The sequence below is a fragment of the Arsenicibacter rosenii genome (assembly GCF_001870735.1).
In the GTDB taxonomy this organism is placed as follows: domain Bacteria; phylum Bacteroidota; class Bacteroidia; order Cytophagales; family Spirosomataceae; genus Arsenicibacter; species Arsenicibacter rosenii.
Genome location: NZ_MORL01000002.1, coordinates 510454 through 529942 on the forward strand (window position 1 = coordinate 510454; position 19489 = coordinate 529942).

Genomic DNA, 19489 nt, shown 5'->3' on the forward strand with positions numbered 1-19489 from the left:
TATCGTTACCAATAGCTGGCTGGTACTGCCTATACAAGGTGAACGGATAAGGTCTTGATGACGATTGCCATTGCCGGCGAAAGCGCTTATTTTTGTTAGAAACACGCTCGAAATATGCCTGCAAAAGATGCATACCATTATGTGGTATTACAGCGGTTTGGCGTTTTTTTGATTGTTTTTGATGAGAAGGAAGAAAGGGTTGACAAATGGATAAAATAACTGAGTACAAGACGATTGTAAGTGCCCTTGTTACGGAGATCGCAGAAATGACACCTGCTGATGAACAGGCAGAAACTCAACTGATTATTGATAATGAACGGGGACACTACCTTTTATTCTCTGTCGGTTGGCAACAAAATCGTCGTGAGTACCTGCCCTTTGTGCATATAGATATTCAGCCTAACGGCAGGGTTTATATTCAGCATGATGGAACAGACCTGAAAATCGCGTTGCTTCTGGTCGAAAAAGGTATTCCAAAGCAAGATATTGTCCTCGCTTTTCAGGCCCCGCATCGTCGTCATTTAATCGGCGAATTTGCCGTGGCGTAATTACGTGAGCTTCTTGTCTTTCAGCGTAAAATTGTTGCCGTCGCGGAGGATGTGCACCAGCAGATTCTCGATGAAAATCTCGTGGCGGGCCCGTTCGACGGTTTTGTTCGGGTCGTCGAGGCTGCGGCCGTCGATGATGGTTACCAGCCCCGACCCGATTACTTCCACGCTGCTGCCTTTGCGGACCAGAATACCGGTGTCTTCTTCCAGACCGATACCAATGTGGGTCGGGTGGTTGGCTACGGCAATGGCCAGCCGCCGGAAACGGCCGCGTACCAGAAAATGGGTGTCAATAATGGCGTTATGAATCAGCGACAGCCCCGGATACAGCAACACATCCGGTTTCAGCGGGTCGGCGCCGGGGTAGAGCATGAGATCGGTCATGGCCATGGCCCCGGCGCTGGTTCCGGCAATCACAAATTCGTCGTTTACGTAGCGCTGATGCAGCAGCGACGCAAATGCTGATTCGCGGAACACACTCGTGAGTTTAAACTGATCACCACCCGAAAACAAGACCGCACCAGCCGTGGCGATACGGGCCAGACACTCTGGTTTGTCGACATGCTCGTGGCTGGTCGGGTGCATGAGCCGGACGTTAGGGAACCCCAGTTTCCGGAATGCCCGCTGATACCGCACGCCCACTTCCTCCGGAATGCTCGATGCGGTCGTAATCACTTCGATAAACGCATTCGGATTTTTTACTTCCGACACAATCCGGCGCAGAATGCCCGATGTCATGAAGCTTTGTACGGTGTCCTGTGCATGAACCGGTTTATGTCGCAGGCTCTTGGCTTCATTGCCGCCAATCGCAATCAACGTTCCTTTAATCTGCATAATACAAAAGTAAAACCCTCGCCGGCAGATCCGCGCTGAAAACAGATTACCTGATTCAACCGCCCCGGCCTCAGGCTCTGGTCCTATACCTACAGACTCTTTTGGGCCGGTTTTGTTAAACAAATTGCACAAATGTTAGTTTGAACAGGACGAAAAGTGCCCAAATTACTCGACGTATGAACATTGTAGATATCCGCTGCTTCCGGGGACCCAACTACTGGTCGATCCGGCATCCGAAGCTGGTGGCCATGACCCTTGATCTTGACGAACTTGAACAGTCGCCGACCAACACCATTCCGGGCTTTTACGAGCGCCTGAAAACGTTAATTCCGTCTCTGTATGAACACCGTTGTTCAAAAGGGTATCCCGGTGGTTTTTTTGAGCGCGTGCAGGAAGGAACCTGGATGGGCCATGTGATCGAACACATTGCGCTGGCGATTCAGACGCTGGCCGGTATGGACTGTGGATTCGGCAAAACCCGTGGTACCGGTAAAGAAGGTGTTTATCAGGTTGTGTTTGCGTATGTGCATGAGGAAGCAGGGCGGTATGCCGCCGAAGCCGCTGTCCGGATTGCCCGGGCCCTGATCGATAACCAGCCTTATGAACTGGCAGATGACATCAACAGGCTTAGACAGCTCTGTGCGGCCAGCCAGCTTGGCCCCAGTACGCGGGCTATCGTAGACGCCTGTACGGAAAAAAATATTCCGCATATCCGCCTGAGTCATGACTCGTATATACAACTGGGTTATGGCGCCCGGCAGAAGCGTATCCGCGCCACGATGACGAGTCAGACGAGTGTGATTGCGGTGGAGCTGGCCTGCGACAAGGCCGAAACCAAGCGGTTGCTCGATCAGGAAGGCATTCCGGTGCCGCAAGGGGAGATTGTTTATACTCCGGAAGCATTGCACGATGCTCTTAACCGGGTCGGTTTCCCGCTGGTGGTCAAACCGCTCGACGGCAATCACGGGCGCGGGGTAACGACCTGCATCGAAACCGCTGAGGAAGCAGAACAGGCTTTTCACCGCGCACAGGCCCACAGTAAGGCTGTGATTGTGGAGCAATTCATCAAAGGCAACGATTACCGCCTGTTGGTCATTGACTATAAACTTCAGGCAGCAGCCCTGCGTATGCCGGCCTCCGTAACCGGCGACGGCAAACAGACGATCCGCGAGCTGATACAACAGGTAAATGACGACCCACGCCGGGGCGACGACCATGAAAACGTGCTGACGCGGATCGGGATGGATGATTGTGTAATGGCCTTGTTACGCCGTCAGCATCTGACGCTGGATACCGTACCCGGGCCCGGCCGTGTACTGATGCTGAAGAAAACGGCCAACATCAGTACCGGTGGTACGGCATCAGACGTAACCGACATTGTCCATCCGGCTATGGTGGCTATGGCCGAACGCATTGCACGCCTGATCGGACTGGATATTTGCGGCATCGACCTGATTGCAGAGGACATCACGCAGGAACCCGCCTGCAATGCGCTGGCAGTCATTGAGGTAAACGCCGCCCCTGGTTTCCGGATGCACACCCATCCGTCGGAAGGCAAGGCCCGTCCGGTTGGCAGGGCGGTGGCGAATATGCTGTTTCCCGATAATGAAACAGGCCGGATTCCGGTAATTGCCATTACGGGTACCAATGGCAAAACCACGACTACCCGGCTGACCGCTCACTTGTTCCGTCAGAGTAACAGAAAGGTTGGTTATACAACAACAGACGGGGTGTATATCGGTCAGCAGTGTATTGAACAGGGCGACTGTACCGGACCGGGCAGTACCCGTAAGGTCTTGCAGGATCCTTCGGTAGAGGTAGCGGTGCTGGAGTGTGCGCGGGGTGGCTTGCTGCGGTCAGGACTTGCGTTCGATCAGTGCGATGTCGCTGTTGTGACGAACGTTGCCGCTGACCATCTGGGGCTAAATAATATCAACACGCTCGAAGACATGGCGCATGTCAAACGTGTGGTGCCCGAAACGGTGAAACCGGACGGGTATGCGGTGCTGAACGCCGATAACGAGTACACGTACCGGATGCAGGAGCGGTTGCGGTGCCGGATTGCGCTGTTCAGTACGCAGCCGGACAATCCGCTTATCGAACAGCATTGCGCAACCGGCGGTCTGGCGGCGGTTATTGACCGGGGCTTTGTGGCTGTTCGTCAGGGCGATCAGCTAACACAGCTGATCGAGCTGACGGCGGTACCGCTGTCGTTCAACGGCAAAGCTGTGTTTATGATTGAGAATATACTGGCGGCAACCTTGGCAGGATATTGTCAGGGGCTGACGGCGGAAGACATTGCCGAAGGGCTGCGGACGTTTATCCCGTCGGGGACGAATACGCCTGGCCGCATGAACCTGTTTCCGTTTAATGATTTTTCGGTACTCATTGACTACGCTCATAATCCGCACGGATTGCAGGCGCTCGGGCAGTATATCCGGCAGGTTGAGTCAACGCACAAGGTAGGCATCATTACCGGTGTCGGCGACCGGCGCGACGACGATATTCTGGCGTTAGGGCAGATTGCGGCGACTCTTTTCGATGAGATTATTATCCGTCTGGATGAAGACCGGCGGGGGCGCTCGCCGGAGGAGTTAATCGCCGTACTGACCGACGGAATCCGGTTGGGCGATGAGCGAAAACCGATCCGGTGTATCCCGGACGAACTGGAAGCCTTAAGCTATGCCATCCGGCATGCCCGTTCGGGGAGTTTGATTGTCCACCTGACCGAAAAAGTGAAGCGGGCCATTGAGGTGGTTGTGCAGGCAAGGGCCCAGGAAGAAGCCTATGGTTTGGTCAGGACGGTTTAGAAAACGGATACAAAAAACGGCAGGCTCCGCGACGGAGCCTGCCGTTTTCCGAATCAGATACCTCAGGCTGCTACATGCGGATTTTGCCGCATTTTATGATAGGTGGCAATCGCGCCTAACATAAGTACCGGAATATGACGAAAACGTGAATCTGCTTTCAATTCCTTGAGGCTCGAAAAGGTATCAGAATTTGTATGATATTGATCCAGGAAGATTAACTGGGGCCACTGCGCAGCAGGCTGGCTGAGAAGGGCTTTCATCATGCACGTATAGGTCGGTTGCATAATGAGTTCGTGTGCCGGATATTGAGCTTGTAATTGTTGGCGTAAGGTATTGATTTCTTGACGGTTTCTGTTCGTCACAACCACTATTTTACTCATTGATTTGATGCAGGATACGGAGTCTGTAAAATCTTTTATAAAGATAGGGGAAATAGCCGTCAAAAACGAACAATCCGGAGAAAAGATGAGGGAATGGGATTATTTGTAATAAAACGTGTATGGACACGAATCGTATCCATACACTCGTTTTATACTATTCAAATATAGCATACCGGATCGACCGGCTAGTATACGCGCTCAAAAATGGTAGCAATGCCCATGCCGCCACCGATGCAGAGCGTCGATAGACCGACCTGTTTGCCCGTACGTTCGAGTTCGTCGAGGAGGGTAGCAGAAATAATGGCACCGGTAGCACCGAGCGGATGACCAAGGGCTATAGAGCCGCCGTTGACATTTACCTTGCTGTGGTCGACACCGAAAACGTCCATAAACAACATCGGAATAGCGGCAAAAGCTTCGTTCACCTCAAACAGGTCGATGTCGCTGATGCGCATACCGGCTTTTTTGAGCACTTTCTGCGTGGCCGGAATCGGGCCGGTAAGCATGATGGTAGGCTCGGAGCCAACCACCGCAAAGGCCTTGATCCGGGCGCGTGGCGTTAAACCGGCCTGTTCGCCAAATGCCCGACTGCCAATCAGCAGCCCGGCCGCTCCATCGACAATCTGTGAGGAGTTACCGGCGTGGTGTACGTGGTTAATTTGGGCCAGTCCGGCATATTTCAGCAGGGCGAGCGCATCCATTCCCATTTTTCCCATGTTGGCAAACGCCGGTTTCAGGGCAGACAGGCTTTCGACGGTCGTGCCGGACCGGACGCCTTCGTCACGGTCCAGTACAGGAATACCAATGGAATCTTTGAGCGGGACCAGGGTACGGGCAAAGCGGTTGTCCTGTTGCGCTGCCACCGCCCGCCGGTACGATTCAGCGGCAAACGTATCGACATCCTGACGGCTGTACCCTTGTTGGGTGGCAATCAGGTCGGCCGAGATACCTTGAGGAACAATGTTATGGCGGGCGACAATCTGCGGATTCATGAACAGCGCGCCGCCGTCGGAGCCCATCGGCACCCGCGACATCGATTCTACGCCACCCGCAACCACGGCGTCGACCTGGCCCGACATCACATAGGCGGCTGCCATATTAATAGCCTCAAGGCCCGACGAGCAAAAGCGGTTGAGCTGTACTCCCGCTACCGACTCGGCGTAACCGGCCTCCAGCACGGCGGTCCGGGCAATATCAGCGCCCTGTTCGCCGATGGGGGTTACGCAGCCCATAATCACGTCATCGACCAATGAGGTGTCGAGAGTATTTCGGTCGCGGAGTGATTGTAACACGCTGGTCAGCAGCTGAATGGGCTGAATGTCGTGTAAGGCCCCGTCGCTTTTGCCACGGCCACGCGGTGTCCGGACGGCGTCAAAAATAAATGCATCTGCCATAAATACGTCTATGCTGCGCGGGCAATCTGAAAGTCTGCTACAGGAGCCACGAATATATATGCTTTTTTAACAGGTACTCCATAAAAATCAATATCGGTTTCTAACCAGCCCATATCACTGCTCATACTCATAAATGAATCCTTTGGCATAAGCGAGTTATCCATCATTTTGATAGCGGCGAGGTTGGCTAATTCATCCTTCGATAAGGTACTTTGCACTTCGCTAACTAAAAAACGTAGTGTTTCAACAGATGCATAATCAATCCAGGGAGCAGCCACCAACAGATCCCAGGCAATTGTATCTTCTGGTAACACTAATGCAAATAGGGTAAAATCTCCCTTTTGTGCCGCAAGTCTGCCGGCAAGTTGTCCTAACTTTTTCACCATCTCTTTCATAGTTTTCTCAGTAGGATTTGAACTGCCTCAATCATTGTGCGGGCAGATTGTTGTGTTTGTGTGCCAATTCTTGAATGACGAAATTCAGGCCTCCATAAACTAACCAGTGACCACTCCGTAAATAGCTCTCGCTGGATCATTGCCTGTCTGCCGGATAGCTTTAGCAACAGGGTCAAATCATGCGTCCTGAAACTTTGCAGACCGTTAAATTCATTATTTGTCTCCGGAAAACCATCCCAATGTAATGATATGCAGATGCGATATTTTAGTTTAAGTTCGAGCGCATAGCCACACAAGTAAGCAGCGCTGTCATAGCGATGATTATCGAGCAATAACCTCGCATCCTGCAAGCGTGCCGTTGCAATGCGTTTAAGTTCAGATTTAAGCAGCATGTACGATGGGGGAATCCGAATGGTAATCTAAACAAAAATACAAAAATTACCTCAGCAAATCCTGAAGCGCATCGGTCAGGTTCGGGAAGCCATAGCGGAAGGTGGTTTCTTCCTTAATGCGTTTGTTAAGAACATTGCTGCTGCCCAGTACGGCGATGGCCATTTCGCCGAATAGCAGCTTAATGCCAAAGGCCGGAATGTTGGGCATAAACAACGGTTTGTGCAGGATACCGGCAATCTGTTTCGTCAGCGATTCATTCGTTACCGGTCCGGGGGCGACGCCGTTATAGACACCCTGCCAGCTGCTGTCCTCCAGCGCCTGCATGTACATCCGGCAAATGTCATCCACGTGAATCCACGACATATACTGCTGTCCGGAACCCAGCGGCGCTCCCACGCCGAGCTTGATCGGCTGGGCGATTTTAGGCAGGGCGCCGCCTTCCATGGTCAGCACCACGCCCGTCCGGATTTTGACGGTCCGGATGCCGAGGGCGGCCACCTGGTCGGCGGAGCGCTCCCATAGGCGCACTACCTGTGCCATAAAGTCGGTGCCTGCCGGACTGGTTTCGACCTGCGGCCGGTCGCCCGAATCGCCACCGTAATAGCCGATTGCCGATGAGGAGACAAAGGCTTTGACGTGGTGTTTGTGGCTGGCCAGTGCTGTTGCCAGCAGGGCTGTCGATTGCGTACGGCTTTCGATGATTTCCTGTTTGCGGGCGTCGGTCCAGCGTTCATCGGCAATACCGGCTCCGGCCAGGTGGATGATGTAATCAGCTGTTTCGATGGCTTTCGGATCGATGATACCCTTTTTGATATCCCAGGTATATACCGTTACGCCCGGAACCGGTTTGGCTGAGCGGCTGAGCAGGCTCACGGCATAGCCTTTTTCCTGAAGCAGTTGGGTTAAGCGGCGGCCGATGGTGCCGGTGCCACCGGTTAAAAGTACGGTTTGCGACATAAAGCATTGCGGTTGTCAGTAGTAAGACTAACTAACGGGTAGCGGGAGTTGTTTTAGCACAAAGAAGCTACAACAGAACCGATGTCGGGTTTATAAATCGGGTTGAATTCTTGATTGCACAGTTTATTTATGTTTACTTTGAATAGGTAAGAATGGCTTTGTGTACCAGACTATGAGACAAATAACACTCAATATACCCGATAGTGAATTCCCCTTTTTTATGAAGTTAGTTAACTCTCTTCCATTCGTTCAGGTCGCTGATCCTGAACAATTAGATATGAAGCTGACCTCATCGCAACGAGAAACGTGGCAGCTGATCAAAAACGGGTTTGATGAATTTAAGGAGGTGAAACAAGGTAAGCGCCGTGCACGTCCTGTTCAGGATTTACTTGATGATTTAGAAGATTGACAATGGTACAGATTTATACCATTGAGAACTTTGACAGGGAATTTAAGCGGCTTGCGAAAAAGTATGCTTCGCTGAAAAGTGATCTGAAAGTATTGATTGAAAAGCTACAGGAAGAACCTGCGCATGGTATATCTTTGGGAAGCAACACGTACAAAATACGCCTTGCTATTGCATCAAAGAATAGAGGGAAAAGCGGAGGAGCAAGAGTAATTACCTACTTTGTAAATCAGGATAACGAAGTTTTTTTACTTTCCATTTATGATAAATCTGAGCGGGCTGATATTCCTGATAGCGTATTGCAAGAGCTGATTCAGGAAGTTCTATCATCTAAGTAAGAGCAACCAGACAACATAAAAAAAGCGAGCCCGTATGAGCTCGCTTTTCTGTTAGAACCGTAGCCGGACACCGGCCAGAAAATTGCGGGTCGCCTGCGGGAAATACCAGTTATCGGCCTGCACCTTACCCTCGCTGATATACGCATACGTATAGCCGTTCGACTCGTACAGCTCGCTGAACAGGTTGTTGAGCAAGAGCGTAAATTCAATCGTATCGGCAAATTTCGGTTTCAGGGTGTAAATCAGCCGGATATCGTTCACAAAATACGGGTTCAGCTTGCGGCTCTCGTTCTGCGTATTGTCGAGGTACTGCTTCCCTACATACTTCGTCAACAGGCTCAGCTCCAGATTTTTGACGGGCGTATACATGAACTGCGAACCGGCAATGACCGATGGCGAGAACGAAATATCGGTGTTCGTATGCGTGATTGCCCGCTGATCGCCGGTATCGAAGTTGTCGAGGTACTCGGTGAAGGTCTTCACTTTATTCTGGCTAAACGTAGCATTGACATTCCAGCGCCATTGCCGCGACAATACCGTGGCCAGTTCCAGTTCAACACCGGCACGGTAACTGTTCGGTACATTCACACGGTTGTAGGCCCCGACATCGTTGATCTGACCCGTCAGCACCAGCTGGTTGCGGTAGTTCATGTAATAGGCATTGGCCGTAAAGGCGTACCGCTGCGCCTGCCGCTTAAACCCGGCTTCCCAGTCATACAGGCTTTCGTGTTTCGGCCGGCTGGTCGGCGTGCTTTGGGTATAGTCGTCGCGGTTCGGCTCCTTGTTGCCGACACCAAACGACCCATACAGTGTATTCTGGTCGTTGATGGTATAGGTCAGACCGGCCTTCGGGTTGAAAAACGACAGGCTGGCATCCTGCGTCACGTTCTGTAACTGGCTGTTGAAACCCAGGAACGAATAGTTAACCGTCCGGACCTGCAGGTCGACAAAGCCGTTCAGCCGCGTTGCCAGTTGATAGAAAGCTTTGCCGTAGAGGTTAAAATCGGTCTTTGTTGCATCGTCGTCGTAATACCGCTGGCGGATGTTGCTGGTGCTGGCAAAGCGGGCCCAGATGATTTCGCCGTAGTGTTTGCCTTTGTACTGGTTCCAGCCACCACCGAAGTTGGCCGTGAGCCGCCCGCGTCCGTTGTAGTCGAGCGAGAATACGGAGCCATAGAAGTCATTGTCAAGCCACCGCCGGCGGATGATGTCGGTCGTCCGGATGGTGTCGCGGCCGATGATCACGTTCGGCAAGCTGTATTTCGACAATTTCTCGCCCTCGCGGTATTGTTCGTAATAACCACGGCCTTTGGTATAAAACGCCGACACATTCAGCCGCCAGCTGCGGCTCAGTTCATGCGAGGTAATGAGCTGATACTGATCCTGCTGATAGTTGTCGGTTTCGTTGTCGTAGGTGTATTCGTTATACCGCCGGTTGGTCGCCAGAATCGCTTCCGGTACACCGTTCCAGGCCTGATAGGTTTGCTCCTTTCCCGAGAACACGTTCAGGCGGACAAAGCTTTTCTTGCCGTACCAGCCGCCGGACACATAAAACGATTTCAGGTCAGAAAAGGCGCGGTCGATGTAGCCGTCGGACTTGATCGCCGACAGGCGGGCATCCATCACAAAGCCACCTTTCAGCAAGCCCGAACTGGCCAGAATATTGGCTTTACGGGTATTGAAGGACCCACCCGACAGGTTTACTTCGGCCAGCGGTTCGCGGTTCAGCTGGTTGGTCTGTACATTCAGCGAAGCGCCGAACGCACCTGCCCCGTTGGTTGAGGTGCCAACCCCGCGCTGGATTTGAATGCTGCTGACCGACGACGAAAAATCGGGCATGTTCACCCAGAATGTTCCTTGTGATTCGGCATCGTTGTACGGAATCCCGTTCAGCGTTACGTTGACGCGGGTCGCATCAGAACCACGGATACGAATGCCCGTATAGCCGACACCGGCTCCGGCATCTGAGGTCGTCACGACCGATGGCGTAAAGTTGAGCATCATCGGCAGGTCCTGGCCCAGATTCAGCTTGCGGATGTCGCGCTGCGTCACGTTGGTATACGCCACGGCTGACTTTTCGTTGGCGCGGGTAGCCGACACAACCACTTCATCGACCGCAACCACGCTCTTTTCCAGCGATACGTTGAGGCTTTGATTCTGGCTGATTGTGACCGGTTGGGTAACGGGTTCGTACCCGACAAGCGAAATCCGGAGCTGGTAAGTGCCCTTCGGCAGGTTGGTGAGCTTGTAGGCTCCGCCGGCGTCGGCGATAGCGCCCTTGAAGGTTCCTTCAATGGCAACGGCGGCGCCCGGTAAGGTTCCGCCCCCGGCGTCCTTTACGGTTCCGGATAAGGTAAACTGTGCCCATGCCGGCAGCGCAAACAGGCCAAGCCACAGGGCAAGAAACACACGATAGGTTGTTGTGTTTTTCATTAACTATGAAAAATGCAACGAACAGGTATAGGGGCTGTACCTATCGTTCAGTGAAAAATCAGGATGTATTCAGTGCTACCAGATAACGATGGAATCAGCATCGTCCCGTTTCTGACGGTTTCAGCGTTGCTTCTGATTCAAGACAATGCATGAAAATACGTCGAAACGTAGCTACTTTCCCTTCGCCGGCATTACCCGGATCAGGTTCGATGGGTATAATCTCAGCCCGTTGTATTAAGGCACCCCTTTAAGATTAGCAGCTACAAAGATAACGGAATTTTACAAATTCCGGATGATGGTCTTGGTTGTGGATACCGGTTATTTAATACGGGTGGTTGCCGGTAGCGAACATTACCACCGGCAACCCTGATAAGCGTCAGGAAGTTAGCCGGTTATTTCGAGCCGCCATATTTAGCCGGCTGGGGCTGGTTTGTGCCGGTCGTGGCGGTTTTCTTCAGAAACTGGCGCAGGTGTTCGTTGCTGGTGGCCAGATCTTCCTTGCGCAGGTACATCATGTGACCGCTCCGGTAGCCTTCCCAGCTGATCCGGTCTTTCAGTTTACCACCCGCGTCGATCTGCCACATGTTGTATTTGGCATTGAAATAATCGCAGGCCCCGTCGTAGTAGCCCGATTGCACCAGTACGTGCAGGAAGGGGTTCATCGCCATCGCCTGACGCAGGTTTTCGCCGGTCTGATTGCCGTCGTTATTCCACGGACGGACAGGCCCGAACATAAAGTAATTCAGGTCGGTTTTGTAGTTCAGCTCCTCACGCATATACTGGTTAATGGCCGGAGTAAACGAGTGTAGCCACGAGGTTAACTCGGCATTATAGTCCGGAGCCATGCCCGCGTCGCGGCTGTCGATGCCTAGGTAACGGGAATCCAGACGGCCAACGGTATAGCCACGGTCGCGCAGCAGCTCTTTCCAGAAAAAACTGGCCGGAATATCCATATTCAGCTGGCTGACCACCTTATCCGACAAACCCGAGTACCGGGCGACTTTCGCCGTAATTTCCTTTCGTTTCTGGTCGCTCAGGGCGCCGCCCATCGTTAGTGCCGGCAGGTATTCCTGAACGGTAAACGTCTCTACTTCAGGCAACACGTCGGTCAGGTCTTTTTTCTGAAGATCGGCCGGAAGCGCCTTATGATACCAGGCGGTGGCGGCATAGTAAGGCAGCATCAGGGCCGATTTTGCCGGTCCGTCGCGTTTGATGCCCAGATCGGTCGGCGATACCAGAATGACCCCGTTCAGATACATCCAGTGGCTGTTCTGTAATTCGAGGGCCAGCCCCGACACCCGCGTTGTCCCGTAGCTTTCGCCGATCAGGTATTTGGGAGATGCCCAGCGGTTATACCGGCTCACGAAGGTATTGATCCAGTCGGCCAGGTACTTAATGTCGGCATTCACACCAAAGAATTTTGCCGTTGGTACGTCCTTGCCGGCTGTCCGCGAAAAGCCGGTGTTGACGGGATCTACATACACAATATCCGCCACATCAAGAATCGAGTTCGGGTTGTCGCGCATACCATAAGGCTGTACCGGATAGCCTTCATCATCAATTTTCAGGATGCGCGGGCCGGTATAACCGATCATCATCCAGACCGAGGCCGTTCCGGGGCCCCCGTTAAACGAAATCACCAGCGGGCGGGTTGAGCGGTCATTGACGTCCGAACGTTCAAAGTAGGTAAAAAACACACCGGCAATGGCCTTCCCGTCTTCGTCCCATACCGGAATGGTACCGGCCGTAGTTTTGTAGGGTACTTTCTGGCCCTTGATCGTTACTTCGCCTTTAGTGACCACCTGGGCATCAAGGTTGAGTGTCCGGGCCGACGCCCCGGCTTTTTCGGTTTTGGGCGCAGGTGCCTCCGCAGAGGGGGCTGCCGGCTTTTGAGCAAAGCTGGTCAGCATCAGGCAGCCGCCAGCCAGAGTAAGTAGTAGTTTGTTCATAGAGTGAATGAGCGATAGAGTGAATGAGTGATAGAGTGAATGAGTGATAGAGTGAAAGAGCGAATGAGTGATCGGGCATTCGCTCTTTCACTCTTTATCACTTTCACTCTTTAGTATCAGTATTTTCCTCTGATTTTGGGTTTAATCTGATTGTCGTACAGGATACGCAGGGCGGCGTGGGTTTCGGCCGGGAGCGGGGGCAGGAGCGAGGCCTCGCCGTTGGTCTGTACCTGCGGTACTTTGGTTGCGCCGGGAATCACCGTCGTGACGGCGGGGTGGTCCAGAATCCAGCGGATTGCCCAGGCCGCCAGCCGGTCATCGGGCATGAGTGCGGCGATGGCCTGCGTCAACACTACACCATCCTCAAAGGCAACACCGGAGAACGTTTCGCCGACGTTGAATTTTTCGCCGTTGGCATTGTAGTGGCGGTGGTCGGAGGGGGCAAACTGCGTCTGATGCGTAAACTTACCCGACAGCAAGCCGCTCGCAAGCGGCACCCGCACAATGAGGGACACGCCTTTTTCCTGCGCGAGCGCAAAAAACTCGTCGCTCAGATGCTGACGGAACAGGTTAAAAATGATTTGCAGGGAGGCCAGTCCGTCCTGTTGCAGGCAGATCATGGCTTCTTCGGCGGTTTCGACGCTCACGCCCCAGTGGCGGATTAGTTTTTCGTCCTGCAACCGGCGGAGGTGATCGAACACATCACCCTTTTGCAGTTCTTCGGTCGGGATACAGTGCAGTTGTTCCAGAAAAAGCTGATCGAGCTGCAGATTACCGAGCGAAGATTCTACCTGCTGCCGCATGGTGTCGTAGGTAAAGTTCCGGGGCCAGCCAAAGCCATTGTCCGACCGCCGGCCGAGCTTGGTCGCGACCAGCATAGGCAGCGATGTTTGTTTGAGGAACTTCCCGATGGTCCGTTCGCTGATGCCCGTGCCGTAAACGTCGGCTGTGTCAATGAAATTTCCGCCCTGATCGGCATAGGCCTGCAGGATGGCGAAGGCGTCGTTTTCCGGAATCGTGCCCCAGTCGGCGCTGCCAAGCTGCCAGGTGCCGAGGCCAATTTCAGAAATTAATTCAGTCTGGAAGGATCGTTTAGGTAAAACCATGTAAAGGAATGAGAAACATGCGGTTTAAACCCCGAATATACATAACAGGCTAATAGAATGGTTGTTGGCGGACCTTAAAATGGCTGGCGTTGGTATGGTATACCGGCAGCAGAGGGCACAAAAAAAGCATGCTTTACAAAGCATGCTTTTTGCATTAACTAGCTATATCTTAGAATTAAGCCCGTTTTACATTCACTGCATTCAGGCCTTTTCTGCCTTGCTCAACATTGAAGCTAACTTTGTCGTTTTCACGAATGTCATCAATAAGACCGGAAACGTGCACAAAAATATCGGCGCCACCGTTAGCTGGGGTAATGAAGCCAAACCCTTTGGTCTCATTGAAAAATTTAACTGTTCCTTCTTGCATTTTTTTATTGTTTGCGGCAAATAACGAACCAATAAATGATATTTCCTAATCCTGGGGCAGGAATTTATATTTTTATTTATTTGATTGTCAAGGCCGTCATTTATGTAAGCTATTTTTGCATATAGCTGACCCTAAACGCAACTTATTCGTAAAATGTTTGGTTGTACCATAAATGTGGCCCGCTTCAGTCGAAACACGGTAACCTGTTTTCGACCCGAGCGGGCCACATTGGCTATGCACAGCAGTGTAGTATTTTTTTAACAAAACAGGGTATTCATGGGTAGATCGCAGGAAACGTTTTCAAAAAAAGAAAAAGAAAAAGCCAGACATAAGAAACGGCAGGACAAAGAACAGAAAAAAGAAGAGCGCAAAGCGAATGCCGCAAAAGGCCAGGGCCTGGATATGATGCTGGCGTATGTAGATGAAAACGGTAATCTGACGACAACCCCTCCTGACCCACGTAACAAGAAAACGGTAGATGCCGGCAGTATTTCCATCGGCGTTGACCGGCAGGAAGCAACCGCGGCTGTTGCCGAGCGGAAAGGTGTCGTGACGACATGGCTCGACACAAAAGGGTACGGATTTATTAAAGATACGCAATCGCAACAAAGTATCTTCTTTCATAAAAACGGGCTTATTGACGATATTCGCCAGCAGGATAAAGTAAGTTTTCAGATTGAGACAACCCCGAAAGGCCCGAGTGCCGTCGAGGTGCGTAAACTCGGCTGATAACGCAGATTGGTTTGTGCTTACCGTCGGGGTTACAGAGCGATGTGTAGCCTTTTACCATGTGTTTACATTTCCTCTGTTTTAACCAAACGAAACTTATGCAAAAGCTGACTGTAAAAGAACGTCAGAAGGCTGCTCATCAGGCTGTTGAGGCCAGTAAAATGCCTTATTTAGTACGCAATATGCCTAAAACGATTCTTTATCTGACGGAAGAGCAGGCCGCAAAGCGTTTCGATCTGATCCCGCAATTCCGGAAGCCGGCCAACTGAACAGACTTGATAAGCATGCGCTTGTTCTATTATTATAATTAAATCCTCTATGAACAAACAGGAATACATTCAGCAAGTGGCTGAATGGGCCAGAATTCGTGGCTACACTGATATCAAAGCAAATGCCGAGGGCTTCAGCAAGCCCGGAGGGTATGGCCGTCAGCAGGATGGCGAATCGTTCGTGCCGGATGTTACTGGAATACAGTCAGGTGCACGGACCTACTTTGAAGTCATGCTGAAGACCAGCGATAAGGATTACCTGACTGCGAAACTGAAACTGCTACATCAATTGACGATCATAAACGGCGGTAAACTCTTTCTGATGGCTCCGAAAGGGCATTCTATGTTTGCTAAAAACATTCTGGAAGGCAGTCGGATCAACGCCGAAATCGTTGCGCTGCCTGAACGCCGGAAATAAGGCACAGGGCTTATGCCGGCGTTCATCAGGCGCTTCAGGCAAAGAGAACGGTGTCAACTATCCATCATACAAACGCCCGGATTGGCTCCCTGCCGATCCGGGCGTTTTTGTTCCTGTGGCTGTGTTGGCTGTGTTTAAACAGGTGGATGATCAACAATAATAGACCGGCAGATTTGTCGGCCTTATTCTTCCGGAACGCAAAAGCCCCGTTTTAAAAGCGTTCCGGAAGAATAAAGAGGGTACGTCGCTGCGTAAGCGACTGTCTAGTTTTTCTTTTTTAGTGCCATAGCGTGCCGTTTAGTCCCAGAACAATACCTAACCATAAACCAAAAAGAAAAACCAGCCCACTAATGAGTCGGGCAGGCAGCTTGTTCCAGCCGTTCAGATGCGCAAAAAAATCCAGGAAGGCCGAAAACGCTCCACCGGTTGCGCCGGCCAGCGGAACAATAATCAACGGCTTCGCCATCCAGTAAGCGCCCCATTCCGGATGCGGGTGTTTTACCCCCGACAAAAAAAGACTGATCACGGCCAGGGCAATACCCGCACCGGTTAACGCCCGGATCATTACTGATTGCCGGCTGAGCTGCCTGAACGCATTTGTAGGGTACATATTCAGTTGGTTTAATGATTTTACGTTAATTAATCAGCTATTAAAAGAACTTTGCTTCTCAAAGTTTATGTGGCTGCGCTTCCGGATTTGCCCCGCAATCATATTTTATTGTTTAGAAGGCCCGGCCTGATGGTATCGGGCCAGACAATCGTCGAGGGAGCGACCCTGCTGATGAATGCAGTCGCAGAAGGCCTGACAGGCCTGCGGGTTGTCACTACCGGCACATTGAGTGAGACAATCCCGGGTGTGGTTGCGCGGTTTCAAATCAAAGCCGGTCAGGAGTAAGCACGCAATTAACAGCACTGTAGCGGCAACACCGGCAAAAAAGCGAACCGGAAACGTGCGGAAGGTGGCTGGAAGCATGGGCCGTGCAGGCTGCTCCGGCAACCGGTTGAAAGGGAAAATATACTTCAGCTTGTCATAATCCCAGCATAACAGATACAAATTCGCCAGTACCATCAACGGAGACGTCAGCAGGGACCCGTCGAACCGGACTGCTACCGATAAAACAAAGATGTTGAGGATAATGGGGAAATAAATGAGTGCGCCAAGTGTCGCCATCCGTGGGATCAGCAGGAAAAAAGCAGCCGTCATCTGCAATACCCCGATAAACGGATAATAGAATCCTGTTTTGTGTAATGCTTCCAGATAATGCCCCATCGGGTGGTTAACCGAGAGCGACGTAAATCGCTCGCCCATGATTTTGGTAAACCCCGATGGCAAAAAACCAGCCGCCAGTGCGATGCGGTTAAAAACCGTAAAGTACCAGAACCACCGGTTTTGCTTCACAGATGCATGCAGTTGGTCGAGGGCTGTCGAGATAGGCATAAGAGACCGATAGTCTTTTATTGGATACTTTTAAAGTACTTTGTAATGCAAAGTTAACAGGCAAACATAAAAAGACAAGCATTCTGCAAAAAAAATGTCCGGTTGGCTGTTGCGGCCAACCGGATAGCAAATGCTTAAGCCTCAACTTCTTCGAGGCTTGGATAATCGATATAGCCTTTACTGCCCGGAGTATAGAATGTACCAAAATCAGGCTGGTTCAGCGCCGCGCCGGTTTTCAGCCGGTCAACAAGGTCAGGGTTTGCGATGAATGGGCGGCCGAAGGCAATGAGGTCTGCTTTTCCTGCCTGAAGGGTAGCTTCTGCGCGGGCCAGATCATAGCCGCCGCTCAGAATCAGTGTGCCTGTATACGCCGCGCGGATGGTGTCAACAATAGACTGATCAACGGCCGGTGCGCCCATAGAAGCATGATCGACCAGGTGAATGTAAGTAACAAACGGGTTAAGCTGCTCAGCCAGATAGGCGTAAATAACATCGAAATCGGCAGAATACGGCATGTCGTTGAAGACACCGTATGGCGATAGCCGGATACCGACTTTGTCCCGGCCGATTTTTTCGGCGGTCGCCTGTGCGATTTCGAGGGCAAAGCGGGCGAAGTTTTCGGTGCTGCCGCCGTATTGGTCTGTGCGGGTGTTGGATGTGGGCCGGATGAACTGCTCCACCAGGTACCCATTGGCAGCGTGAATTTCAACCCCGTCGAAACCGGCCTCGACGGCATTTTGGGCGGCTTGCACAAACTCCGCCACAGTGGCCTGTACCTGTTCGGTCGTCATGGCTTCGGGCGTTGGCTGCGGCTGCATGCCTTCGGTGTCTGTGTAAATATCACCGGCGGCGGCAATCGCTGACGGAGCGACCACTTTGCCGCCAGCGTGCATATTGGCCGGATGGCCGATACGGCCTGTGTGCATGAGCTGGGCGAAGATTTTTCCGCCTTTCGCATGTACGGCATCCGTAACGTTTTTCCAGCCTGCAACCTGCTCCGGCGTGTATAAACCCGGCACCCGGGCATAACCGTTGCCGTTCGGCGACGGTGCCACTCCTTCCGTTATCAGCAGGCCGGCCGATGCACGCTGCGCGTAGTAGGTTGCCATGATGTCGGTGACGTCATGACCGGCAGTCGCCCGGTTACGGGTCATCGGGGCCATCACAAGGTGGTTACTCAGGCTAATGTTTCCAAGCCGGGCTGGGGAAAAGATCGTTTGTGACATGGTTGTCGGTCGTTTAATTGAGTTATCGGGGAAATATCCGGAGGGGTAACACTTCTAAACATTTAAAAGTTTGAATGTTTTTCGTGAAAAAAAATCAGAGTAAGCCGTTCAGGAAAGTAGTCAGTTCATGGAGGGCTTCTTTATTGAGGCGGAGGTGGAGGTTACGGCCTTCTTTTCTGGCTTCTACAAGGCCACTGTCGGTAAGGAGTTTAACGTGGTGTGAAACGCACGGTTGCGACAGGCCGGTGAGCTCCTGTACATCGGTGTTGGTCATACACCCTTTTTGGGCCAATGCCTGCAGGATACCGAGCCGGTATTTATCCGAAATGGCATTGGTTGCTTTTTCGACGGCCCGATTGTCCATGCGTTGTGAATCGAAGGTTGTTCTGCAAAAATAACAGATCTGCTGCGAATATGCGGAAGGCCACAGGCACTGATCACGAAATAATTAAAAGCAGCAACAGGGGCACCAGGTGCTCCCTGAGAAATTTTACGGCTTTGTAAATCAGGTTTACCACCGCCTGATAGGTCAGGGACATAATTTCGGCAATTTCGTCATACGTCAGCTGGCTGTAGAAGCGCAGGTAGATGGCTTCCTGCTGGCGGCGGGTGAGCTGACTCATAAAATGTTGCAGCCGTTCCTGCTGATCCGAAAGCGTTTGTTGCTCAATTAACCGGCTTTCGTGGCTGAACTCAAATCCGTGTTCAGACTCATCACCGAGATCGTCGAACTTCGCACTTTTTCTGATTTCCCGGGTCAGCTTGTATTTCAGTGCCTTAAATAAGTACCCTTTCACTGAACTTACCTCTGCCGGGGCCGACTTATTGGTCCAAAGCTCAAAAAACAGATCCTGAATACAGTCGTCCAGCAGTTGTCCGTTGGGTATGGTTTTCAGCCCGTAATGGTAGAGCGACCGGTAATATCTGGTAAATAAGGCTTCAAATGCCCGCCGGTCGGCATTCCGGAAATCGTTCCATAGCTGACTATCTTCCATGGGTATGAAGAGGGGGATTTATGCATATACCGGTACAGGATGCGAACAGGCTACTGGCGGCAGGAAAAAATTTAATAATAAAAAAAAAAGAAAAAAAATGATTA

Annotated in this window: 22 protein-coding genes and 1 riboswitch; of the genes, 7 read left to right on the forward strand and 15 right to left on the reverse strand. The window is 51.8% G+C overall.

Translation table 11 applies throughout. The annotated features are described in order from the left end of the window. Positions 1 to 206 precede the first annotated feature (206 nt). The gene (locus tag BLX24_RS06050) at positions 207 to 548 is read left to right on the forward strand and encodes a XisI protein (RefSeq protein WP_071502176.1); all 342 of its coding nucleotides are present in this window, start codon (positions 207 to 209) and stop codon (positions 546 to 548) included. Here the strand turns inward: BLX24_RS06050 and BLX24_RS06055 are convergent, their stop codons facing one another. Then, on the reverse strand, positions 549 to 1382 hold the full coding sequence (locus BLX24_RS06055; protein ID WP_071502338.1) for a cyanophycinase: 834 nt from the start codon (positions 1380 to 1382) through the stop codon (positions 549 to 551). It lies immediately after the preceding gene. A 176-nt stretch (positions 1383 to 1558) separates the two neighbouring features. Here BLX24_RS06055 and cphA point away from each other — a divergent pair, with 176 nt between their 5' ends. Beyond that, positions 1559 to 4192, forward strand: a complete 2634-nt coding sequence (gene cphA / locus BLX24_RS06060) for a cyanophycin synthetase (protein WP_071502177.1) — start codon at positions 1559 to 1561, stop codon at positions 4190 to 4192. A gap of 62 nt (positions 4193 to 4254) precedes the next feature. Here the strand turns inward: cphA and BLX24_RS06065 are convergent, their stop codons facing one another. From BLX24_RS06065 to BLX24_RS06085, 5 genes are all read right to left on the reverse strand, one after another. Then, positions 4255 to 4572, reverse strand: coding sequence for a response regulator (locus BLX24_RS06065; protein ID WP_071502178.1), 318 nt, complete (start codon positions 4570 to 4572; stop codon positions 4255 to 4257). A 185-nt stretch (positions 4573 to 4757) separates the two neighbouring features. Then, entirely contained in the window at positions 4758 to 5966 is a 1209-nt protein-coding gene (locus BLX24_RS06070; RefSeq protein WP_071502179.1) for an acetyl-CoA C-acetyltransferase, read from the reverse strand. Positions 5967 to 5974: 8 nt separating this feature from the next. Further along, positions 5975 to 6361: a hypothetical protein gene (locus tag BLX24_RS06075; RefSeq protein WP_071502180.1), complete on the reverse strand. Its 387-nt coding sequence runs from the start codon at positions 6359 to 6361 to the stop codon at positions 5975 to 5977. Continuing rightward, positions 6358 to 6753, reverse strand: coding sequence for a HEPN domain-containing protein (locus tag BLX24_RS06080; RefSeq protein WP_071502181.1), 396 nt, complete (start codon positions 6751 to 6753; stop codon positions 6358 to 6360). The genes BLX24_RS06075 and BLX24_RS06080 overlap by 4 nt, the downstream gene beginning before the upstream one ends. 46 nt (positions 6754 to 6799) lie before the next feature. Beyond that, positions 6800 to 7711, reverse strand: coding sequence for a TIGR01777 family oxidoreductase (locus tag BLX24_RS06085; protein ID WP_071502182.1), 912 nt, complete (start codon positions 7709 to 7711; stop codon positions 6800 to 6802). 172 nt (positions 7712 to 7883) lie between these two features. Here BLX24_RS06085 and BLX24_RS06090 point away from each other — a divergent pair, with 172 nt between their 5' ends. Together BLX24_RS06090 and BLX24_RS06095 are read left to right on the forward strand one after the other, a co-directional pair. Next, positions 7884 to 8120: a hypothetical protein gene (locus BLX24_RS06090; protein WP_071502183.1), complete on the forward strand. Its 237-nt coding sequence runs from the start codon at positions 7884 to 7886 to the stop codon at positions 8118 to 8120. 2 nt (positions 8121 to 8122) lie between these two features. Then, entirely contained in the window at positions 8123 to 8455 is a 333-nt protein-coding gene (locus BLX24_RS06095) for a type II toxin-antitoxin system RelE/ParE family toxin (RefSeq protein ID WP_071502184.1), read from the forward strand. A gap of 51 nt (positions 8456 to 8506) precedes the next feature. Here BLX24_RS06095 and BLX24_RS06100 read toward each other — a convergent pair whose 3' ends face one another. The 4 genes from BLX24_RS06100 to BLX24_RS31610 all read right to left on the reverse strand — a co-directional run bounded on the left by BLX24_RS06100 (position 8507) and on the right by BLX24_RS31610 (position 14310). Beyond that, the gene (locus tag BLX24_RS06100) at positions 8507 to 10888 is read right to left on the reverse strand and encodes a TonB-dependent receptor (RefSeq protein ID WP_071502185.1); all 2382 of its coding nucleotides are present in this window, start codon (positions 10886 to 10888) and stop codon (positions 8507 to 8509) included. A gap of 159 nt (positions 10889 to 11047) precedes the next feature. Continuing rightward, positions 11048 to 11145, reverse strand: a riboswitch (TPP riboswitch). Between the two features lie 135 nt (positions 11146 to 11280). Further along, positions 11281 to 12837 (reverse strand): S10 family peptidase, encoded by a 1557-nt coding sequence (locus tag BLX24_RS06105; protein ID WP_071502186.1) that lies wholly within the window; start codon positions 12835 to 12837, stop codon positions 11281 to 11283. A 116-nt stretch (positions 12838 to 12953) separates the two neighbouring features. Further along, complete coding sequence (locus BLX24_RS06110) at positions 12954 to 13943, reverse strand: aldo/keto reductase (RefSeq protein WP_071502187.1); 990 nt, start codon at positions 13941 to 13943, stop codon at positions 12954 to 12956. A 175-nt stretch (positions 13944 to 14118) separates the two neighbouring features. Then, positions 14119 to 14310: a cold-shock protein gene (locus BLX24_RS31610; RefSeq protein WP_083421823.1), complete on the reverse strand. Its 192-nt coding sequence runs from the start codon at positions 14308 to 14310 to the stop codon at positions 14119 to 14121. Between the two features lie 276 nt (positions 14311 to 14586). Here BLX24_RS31610 and BLX24_RS06120 point away from each other — a divergent pair, with 276 nt between their 5' ends. The 3 genes from BLX24_RS06120 (at position 14587) to BLX24_RS06125 (ending at position 15726) form a co-directional block, all read left to right on the forward strand. Continuing rightward, positions 14587 to 15039: a cold-shock protein gene (locus BLX24_RS06120; RefSeq protein WP_071502189.1), complete on the forward strand. Its 453-nt coding sequence runs from the start codon at positions 14587 to 14589 to the stop codon at positions 15037 to 15039. Positions 15040 to 15137: 98 nt separating this feature from the next. Beyond that, positions 15138 to 15308, forward strand: a complete 171-nt coding sequence (locus tag BLX24_RS32610) for a hypothetical protein (RefSeq protein WP_177225785.1) — start codon at positions 15138 to 15140, stop codon at positions 15306 to 15308. Between the two features lie 49 nt (positions 15309 to 15357). Next, entirely contained in the window at positions 15358 to 15726 is a 369-nt protein-coding gene (locus BLX24_RS06125) for a hypothetical protein (RefSeq protein ID WP_071502190.1), read from the forward strand. Between the two features lie 277 nt (positions 15727 to 16003). On the opposite strand, the gene BLX24_RS06130 is transcribed toward BLX24_RS06125, so the two are convergent. From BLX24_RS06130 to BLX24_RS06150, 5 genes are all read right to left on the reverse strand, one after another. Continuing rightward, positions 16004 to 16336 carry a hypothetical protein gene (locus tag BLX24_RS06130; protein ID WP_071502191.1) on the reverse strand — a complete coding sequence of 111 codons (333 nt, stop codon included), beginning with the start codon at positions 16334 to 16336 and terminating at the stop codon, positions 16004 to 16006. Between the two features lie 105 nt (positions 16337 to 16441). Beyond that, positions 16442 to 17164 (reverse strand): hypothetical protein, encoded by a 723-nt coding sequence (locus BLX24_RS06135; RefSeq protein ID WP_071502192.1) that lies wholly within the window; start codon positions 17162 to 17164, stop codon positions 16442 to 16444. Between the two features lie 134 nt (positions 17165 to 17298). After that, on the reverse strand, positions 17299 to 18390 hold the full coding sequence (locus BLX24_RS06140; RefSeq protein WP_071502193.1) for an alkene reductase: 1092 nt from the start codon (positions 18388 to 18390) through the stop codon (positions 17299 to 17301). 94 nt (positions 18391 to 18484) lie between these two features. Continuing rightward, on the reverse strand, positions 18485 to 18754 hold the full coding sequence (locus BLX24_RS06145; protein WP_071502194.1) for an ArsR/SmtB family transcription factor: 270 nt from the start codon (positions 18752 to 18754) through the stop codon (positions 18485 to 18487). A 73-nt stretch (positions 18755 to 18827) separates the two neighbouring features. Beyond that, the gene (locus BLX24_RS06150; protein ID WP_071502195.1) at positions 18828 to 19385 is read right to left on the reverse strand and encodes an RNA polymerase sigma factor; all 558 of its coding nucleotides are present in this window, start codon (positions 19383 to 19385) and stop codon (positions 18828 to 18830) included. Between the last annotated feature and the right edge of the window lie 104 nt (positions 19386 to 19489).